6 protein-coding genes and 1 pseudogene are annotated in these 7217 nt (G+C 73.2%); 1 reads left to right on the top strand and 6 read right to left on the bottom strand.

Annotation, left to right across the window (positions count from 1 at the left end; genetic code table 11):
* The 4 genes from QFW77_RS09425 to purB form a co-directional block, all read right to left on the bottom strand.
* Positions 1–664: ankyrin repeat domain-containing protein (locus tag QFW77_RS09425; protein ID WP_280574338.1), on the bottom strand; the 664-nt coding region annotated here is incomplete at its 3' end.
* A 174-nt stretch (positions 665–838) separates the two neighbouring features.
* Positions 839–2281, bottom strand: coding sequence for a Tle-like phospholipase domain-containing protein (locus QFW77_RS09420; RefSeq protein WP_280574336.1), 1443 nt, complete (start codon positions 2279–2281; stop codon positions 839–841).
* A gap of 223 nt (positions 2282–2504) precedes the next feature.
* On the bottom strand, positions 2505–2924 hold the full coding sequence (locus QFW77_RS09415) for a VOC family protein (RefSeq protein ID WP_280574334.1): 420 nt from the start codon (positions 2922–2924) through the stop codon (positions 2505–2507).
* A 4-nt stretch (positions 2925–2928) separates the two neighbouring features.
* A complete protein-coding gene (purB, locus tag QFW77_RS09410) occupies positions 2929–4329 on the bottom strand; it encodes an adenylosuccinate lyase (RefSeq protein ID WP_280574333.1) in 1401 nt (466 codons plus the stop codon).
* Between the two features lie 105 nt (positions 4330–4434).
* Here purB and QFW77_RS09405 point away from each other — a divergent pair, with 105 nt between their 5' ends.
* The gene (locus QFW77_RS09405; protein WP_280574321.1) at positions 4435–5838 is read left to right on the top strand and encodes a class II fumarate hydratase; all 1404 of its coding nucleotides are present in this window, start codon (positions 4435–4437) and stop codon (positions 5836–5838) included.
* A 7-nt stretch (positions 5839–5845) separates the two neighbouring features.
* Here the strand turns inward: QFW77_RS09405 and QFW77_RS09400 are convergent, their stop codons facing one another.
* Together QFW77_RS09400 and QFW77_RS09395 are read right to left on the bottom strand one after the other, a co-directional pair.
* Positions 5846–6388, bottom strand: a complete 543-nt coding sequence (locus QFW77_RS09400) for a DUF2884 family protein (protein WP_280574320.1) — start codon at positions 6386–6388, stop codon at positions 5846–5848.
* An 11-nt stretch (positions 6389–6399) separates the two neighbouring features.
* A pseudogene (locus tag QFW77_RS09395) lies at positions 6400–7216 on the bottom strand (DUF4097 family beta strand repeat-containing protein).
* Between the last annotated feature and the right edge of the window lies 1 nt (position 7217).

The following is a 7217-nucleotide window of genomic DNA, read 5'->3' as shown; positions in this document are numbered from 1 at the left end:
CGCGCGCCGCCAGCAGCGCCTGGCAGCGCTGCTGCCAGCGCGCCAGCTCCGGGAACCTGCCAGCCTGCACCGGCCACCAGTACACGTTCTCGACCACCGGCTGCGCACCGATGCGTGCGGCCACCGGTGCGTCCTCGATCCGGTGGCCGGGATCGGCACCGTGCTCGAGCAGCCAGTGCGCCTTGTCGAACTGGCCGGCGCTGTAGTAGCCGAGCACGGTGTCGCCGGGAACGCCCGGCGGATGGGCATCGACATCGGCACCGCGCTCCACCAGCAGCTGCACGTTCGGCCAGCGGCCGGCGAGCGCCGCCAGCTTGAGCAGGGGGACCCCGTCCGGGTCGCGGGCATCCGGATCGCCGCCGTGGTCGAGGAAGGCCGCCAGGACCTCGGGCGAGCCGGCCCGTGCCGCCCACACCATCACGCTGCCCGCCCCCGGGACCGTGCGGTTGGGGTCGGCGCCGGCCTCGAGCAGCGCCGCGGCACCGGCGGGGCTGTCGGTGAGCACCGGCCAGACCGCGAGCGGAAGTCCGCCCGGCGAGACCGCGTTCGGGTCGGCCCCGGCCGCGACCAGCGCCGCGACGTCGCCGCCGTCGCCCGCTGTTGCGCGGGCCAGGGCGAGGGTCTCGCCACTGAAGTGGGCACCGATGTCGGGCAGCTCGCGCATGTCCGCTCCTGTCTGGCGGGTCGAACCTGCTGCACGGTCCGCGGTGGCCTGGCCCTGGCAGGCGGGCAGGGCCATCAGCATGGCCGAAGCCAGTATGGCAGGCGCGTACCGGCGGCACGGGATCATGCGCGGCAGCCTGGCGGCGGGCCCGTCATCGCCGCATGAACGCCGCGCTCAGCCGAGTTGGTCGCTCAGCGCCTGCTCGCGGTCTCCTATCTCCGCTCCCAGGGAGTCGTCGAACACGCCGAAGCTGTGCCGCTCGACCATCTCGAGCATGCTGCCGCGGACCTCGCCGTCGGCGGCGCTGACCGCCACCGAGGCGACCGTCTCGACGCCCTCCAGCGCATCGCGGGTGAAGTCGCCGCCCGCCTCGATCCAGTCGCCCACGGTGCCGACCGCGTCGCCGCCGCCGGACACCACGCCGCCCAGGCCGCCGAGCAGGCCGCCATCGGGCAGCCGGTCGCTCAACCAGCCCAGGCCGTCGCCGGCGGTGTTGGCGACGTCCCGCACCAGCCCGGTCGCCCCGTCGACCCAGTTCGCGCCGCCATCCACCAGTTCGCCGAAGTCGTTCAGCGGCATCGATTCCACCCGGCCGTTGATGTCCTCGACGATCTCGCCCAGGGCGATGACGTCGTCGCGCCCGCTGCCGTCCTCGTGGCGCGCGTCGAGGGTGACCACGTCGCCGACGGCATCGGGCAGTTCGCGCACCTGGGTGCCGGTGACGTCGGTCGGGAAGCGGACATCGTCCTGCCAGGCGTTCAGGCCGTGGCCGAGCCCGTTCAGGATCGCCGCCAGCGAATCGGCGTTCTGGCTGTTCAGCCCGGCGGTGGCGTCCTGCAGCTCGGTCAGCACGTCGCCGTCCACCGCGTAGGTGGTGACGTTGCGGTCGGCGTCGTCGAACGCCAGGCCGCGCTCGGCCAGCGCTTCGGCGACGGTGTCCGGGTGCACGCCGGCCGGATTGGAGACCACGGCGTCGGCGCCGGTGGCGAGCGCGGCCGCGGTCGCCAGGCCGCCGCCCAGCGAGTGGCCGCTGAAGATCACCTGGCCGCCGCTGGCCTGGTTGACGCGAGTGGCGATGTCCAAGGCCTGGTTGTAGAACGCCTCCGCGTTGCCCATCGCCTGGGCGACGTCGGCGTTGACGTCGGCGAGGTCGCCGAAGTTGGTGCCCTCGAACTGCAGCACCGGCCGCGCGTCGGGGCCGTGGACCTCGGGGTCGGGAATGAAGAGTTCCGCGCGGAAGCCGCTGTCGTCGCCGGTGGGGCGCAGGTCGGCCTCGCGAATGCCGTATTGCGCGAGTTGCGCGGGGGTCGCGCGGGTCCAGCCGTCCGGGACCGCGTCGTCGGGCGCGATCGCGCGGCTGAGCGCCAGCACTTCGCGATCGTGGTACAGGGTGGCCAGGTTGTCGGTCTGCCGCCACAGCGCGCCGTCGCCCTGCTCCTGGGCGCGGGTGTAGCCGGCGACCAGCAGCTCGCGCTGCTGCGGATCGACGGTGGCGGCATCGGCGCGCGCGGCGATCTGTTCCGGGCCCATCGGCGGCGGAGGCTGGCGCAGCTGCTCGACCACCCTGGCGGCCGCCTCGCGGACGCTGCCGATGATGTTGCCGACATCGAGGGCCATGGCGGCGCTCCGCGGTGGAATCCGGGCCAGTCATAGCGCGCCCGGAGCGGTGCGGCCAGCCGGGGGCGACCCTAGGTGGCGGGCCGCGGTCGCCCGGCGAGCGGTCGTTCTGGCTTGCGCTGCCTGCACGCGGCCGCAGCTGCCCGGCGCCGTGCTCCGGACCGCAGGAGCGCCCGTGGCCGTGAAGGCATGGCGCGGGGGCCGGGCGACCTGGGGGGGGGAGCTACTCCGCGGCAGGGGCGGGGGGCGCCGCGATCTCGTCGTAGCCGCGGCCCTGGAACTGGATGAGGCACCAGCCGTGGCCGTACGGATCGGCGAGCTGCACGATCCGGCCATAGGCCGCGCTGCGGATCTCCCCTTCCTGGCGCGCCCCGGCGGCGCGCGCGCGATCCAGCGCCGCCTCGACGTCTTCGACCACCACGTCGCAGTGCAGCGGCGTCCAGTGGCGGCGATAATCGCGCCGGGTGTCGCCGACCGCGGCGCTGCCGGCGGCGTTGCACAACAGGAATACCGGGACCTCGGCACCGGCCAGCTCCAGCACCTCGCTGCCGAGGCGCCGCGCCGGCGTCAGCCCGAACGCGGCGCAGTAGAAGCGCTCCGCCCCGGCCAGGTCGTCCACGTCGATGTTGAGCAGCAGCCGCATCCGTTCAGACCTCCCGCGCGAGGCGTTCGGCCAGGCCGGTGTAGGTGCCCGGGGTGAGCGCGAGCAGCCGCTGCTTCTCGGCCTCGGGCAGCGCCAGCGACCCGATGAAGCCGCGCATCGCGGCGGCGTCGATGCCCTGGCCGCGGGTCAGCGCCTTGAGCTGTTCGTAGGGGCTGGGCAGACCGTACCGGCGCATCACCGTCTGCACCGCCTCGGCAAGGACCTCCCAGGCGCCGTCGAGATCGGCCTGCAGCCGCTGCGGGTCGACGCTGAGCTTGTCCAGCCCGCGCAGCAGCGCGTCGAGCCCGACCAGGGCGTGGCCGAACGCGGTGCCGAGGCCGCGCAGCACCGTCGAATCGGTCAGATCGCGCTGCCAGCGGCTGACCGGCAGTTTGGCGGAGAAGTGCTCGAACAGCGCGTTGGCGACGCCGAAGTTGCCCTCGGCGTTCTCGAAGTCGATCGGGTTGACCTTGTGCGGCATGGTCGAGCTGCCGACCTCGCCTTCCTTCAGCGCCTGGCGGAAGTAGCCCAGCGAAATGTAGCCCCACAGGTCGCGGCACAGGTCGATGCAGACCGTGTCGATGCGGCGCTGCGCATCGCACAGCTCGGCGATGCCGTCGTGCGGCTCGATCTGGGTGGTGTAGGGCTGCCAGTCGAGCCCCAGCGAGTGCACGAAGCGCTCCGCGAACCCGTGCCAGTCGAACTCCGGGTAGGCGGCGAGGTGGGCGTTGTAGTTGCCCACCGCGCCGTTGATCTTGCCCGGCATGCGCGCCGCGGCAAGGGTTTCGCCCTGGCGCTGCAGCCGTGCCGCCACGTTGGCCAGCTCCTTGCCCAGGGTGGTCGGCGACGCGGTCTGGCCGTGGGTGCGCGAGAGCATCGCCAGGCCCGCGTGCCGGTGGGCCATCTCGCGCAGCCGCTCGATCAGGGCGTCGAGCCGGGGCAGCAGCACGTGCTGGCGCGCGTCGTCGAGCATCAGGGCGTAGGAGAGGTTGTTGATGTCCTCGCTGGTGCAGGCGAAGTGCACGAACTCGAGCGCGGGCGCCAGGTCCGATTCGCTCTGCAGCCGCTCCTTGATGAAGTACTCCACCGCCTTGACGTCGTGGTTGGTGGTGCGCTCGATCTCCTTGACCCGCGCGGCATCGGCCACCGAGAAGCCATCCGCCAGGCCGCGCAGCTTGGCGTCCTGGCTGGCGTCGAAGGCGGGCAGTTCCGCGATCCCGGGATGCGCCGCCAGCGCCAGCAGCCATTCCACCTCCACCCTCACCCGTGCGCGGATCAGCCCGTACTCGGAGAACACCGGCCGCAACGCATCGACCTTGGCGGCGTAGCGGCCGTCGAGCGGGGACAGGGCGAGGAGGCCGGATTCGGCCGCTGTGGCCGCAACGGGCAGGGGAGCGCCTGGCATGGAGGGGACCCGGGGTGTTGAACAAGGCGCGGAGTCTACGCCGCTGCGCACATCGCGGCCACGGCAGGCGGGCTAGACTGCCCGCGGCCCGTCACGGAGAGCGACATGTCCACGCCACCGACCCCGCGCCAGCGCACCGAACGCGACAGCATGGGCGAACTGCAGGTGCCCGCAGACGCGCTGTGGGGCGCGCAGACCCAGCGGGCGCTGCAGAACTTCCCGGTGTCCGGCCAGGCGATGCCGCGCGGGTTCATCCGCGCGCTGGGCCTGATCAAGGCCGCCGCGGCCGAGGCCAACGCCGGTCTGGAGCTGCTGCCCAAGGACATCGCCCGGGCGGTGGCCCGGGCGGCCCGCGAAGTCGCCGGTGGCGGGCACGATGCGCATTTTCCGGTCGATGTCTACCAGACCGGCTCGGGCACCTCGTCCAACATGAACGCCAACGAGGTGATCGCCACGCTGGCCTCCACCGCCCGGCGGGCGGTGCATCCCAACGACCACGTCAACCTGGGCCAGAGCTCCAACGACGTGATCCCGACCGCGATCCGGGTCTCGGCCCAGCTGGGCGTGGTCGAGGATCTGGTGCCGGCCATCCGCCATCTGCGCCGCACCATCGACCGCCAGGCGCGCCGGCTCGGCCGGGTGGTCAAGACCGGGCGCACCCACCTGATGGACGCGATGCCGCTGACCTTGGCCCAGGAGTTCGGCGCATGGTCGTCGCAGCTGTCCTCCGCGCAGGCGCGCGTCGAGGACAGCCTGAAGCGGCTGCGGCGGCTGCCGCTGGGCGGCACCGCCATCGGCACCGGCATCAATGCCGACCCGCGCTTCGGCAAGCGCGTCGCGGCGCTGCTGTCCAAGGCCACCGGGAGCAGGTTCGAGAGCGCCGCGGACCGCTTCGAGGGGATCGCCGCGCAGGACGACGCGGTGGAGCTGTCGGGCCAGCTCAACGTGCTGGCGGTGGCGCTGATGAAGATCGCCAACGACCTGCGCTGGATGAACTCGGGCCCGCTGGCGGGACTGGGCGAGATCGAGCTGCCGGCGCTGCAGCCGGGCAGTTCGATCATGCCCGGCAAGGTCAACCCGGTGATTCCCGAGGCGACCTGCATGGCCTGCGCGCAGGTCATGGGCCACCACACCGCGATCACCGTGGCCGGGCAGAGCGGCAACTTCCAGCTCAACGTGATGCTGCCGCTGATCGCCGCCAATCTGCTCGACTCGATCAAGCTGCTGGGCAGCGTGTCGCGCCTGCTCGCCGACAGCGCGATCGCCGGGCTGAAGGTCCGTCGGGACAGCGTCGCCGCGGCGCTCGACCGCAACCCGATCCTGGTCACCGCGCTCAATCCGGTGATCGGCTACGAGAAGGGTGCGGCGATCGCCAAGCGCGCCTATGCCGAGAACCGGCCGGTGCTGGACGTCGCGATCGAGGACAGCGGGCTGTCGGAAACCGAGCTGCGGCGCCTCCTCGACGCCACCGCGCTGACCCGCGGCGGGATCCCCGGCGGGCGCGGCTGAGCTCGGCTCAGCTGGCCTCGCCGTCGGTGAGCGCTTCGGCCAGCTCCGCACCGTCCTCGATCAGGTAGGGCCGCAGCCGCGGCAGCTGGCGGGCGATCTCGCGCTGGCGCGTCTTCAGCCGCTCGGCGCGGGCCTCCAGCTTCTCGGCCTCGGCCTCGATCGTGGCCGCCTCCGCGTCGATCCGCTGCTCGATGTCCGAGGGATCGCCGCTCAGCACGCCCTTCAGCGCCTCGGTCACGGCCTTGCCGCCCAGCGCGACGCCCTGGCCGGCGATGTCCAGCGCCGCCTGGCGCACGCCGGCGAGGTCGTCGCGGTAGTCGCGCAGCAGCGCCTGCTGCTGCGCGTCCACCTCCACGGGCTCGCCGTCGATCGTGAGGGCGCCGTCGGCGGCGATCGCCGCGCGGCCGCCATCGGGGGCGCGCAGTTGCACCGAGCCATCGCCGCGCACGCTGACCCGTGCGCCGTCGACGTTGATGGTGGTGGGCGGGGTGCAGGCCGCGAGCGCCAGCACGAGGCAGGCGGCGGCGAGGTGGCGGATGCGGTTCGGCATGGGGCGCTCCCTCAGCGGCGGGGGACGTCGACCACGCCGGCGACGCCGTCATGGTGTACCGAGCCGCTGCCCTTGGAGCGCACGGTCAGGTCGCCCCGGACGTTCGCCACCTCGAGGTCGCCCGAGCCGATCGAGCCGACCGCGACGCCGCCGGCAACGTCCTCCAGCTGCGCGTCCCCCGAGCCGATCGATCCGATCTCGACGTCGCCGCCGGCGGAGCTCGAAGTCGCCCGAGCCGATGGCGCCCACCTCGACGTCGCCGCGCACGCTGCGCGCCTCCAGATCGCCCGAGCCGATCGACAGCACCTGCAGCGCGCCGATCTCGTCGAGCATGATGTCCCCGGAGCCGACCTTGGCGGTCGCCAGGCCGCGGATCCCGCTGGCCTCGACGTCGCCGGAACCGACGTCGGCGCTCATCCTCGCGGCGCCGGCCAGCCGGGCGTCGCCGGAGCCCACCTTCAGCTGCACCAGTACGTCGTCGGGAATCGTTCCGGAAAGATCGAGGTAGGCATAGGAGCCGCCGAAGGACAGGATGCCGCCGCCGTCGCGCCCGGCGCGCACCAGCAGCCGGTCGCCGTCGCGTTCCTGGGTCAGCCGCAGTTCCTGCAGCCGGGCGGCGCTGGAGGCGCAGGCGCGCCCGGAGATCCGGCCGTCGGCGCCGGGCGCCGCGTCGAGCCCGAGCCGGTTCGGGCCGATGTCGAACATCACGGTCCTGACCCCTGCCAGATCGAGCTGCAGATCGCGCGGCTCGGATTCCCGGCAGGGGCGGTCCTGGGCGTGCGCCGCGGCCGGGACGGCCAGCAGCAGGGCGAAGGCGATCGTCTTCATG

This window comes from Luteimonas endophytica, from assembly GCF_029887875.1.
Taxonomy (GTDB): domain Bacteria; phylum Pseudomonadota; class Gammaproteobacteria; order Xanthomonadales; family Xanthomonadaceae; genus Luteimonas; species Luteimonas endophytica.
Note: the sequence above shows the minus strand (reverse complement) of the source record. Positions and strands in the feature narration are given on the sequence as shown.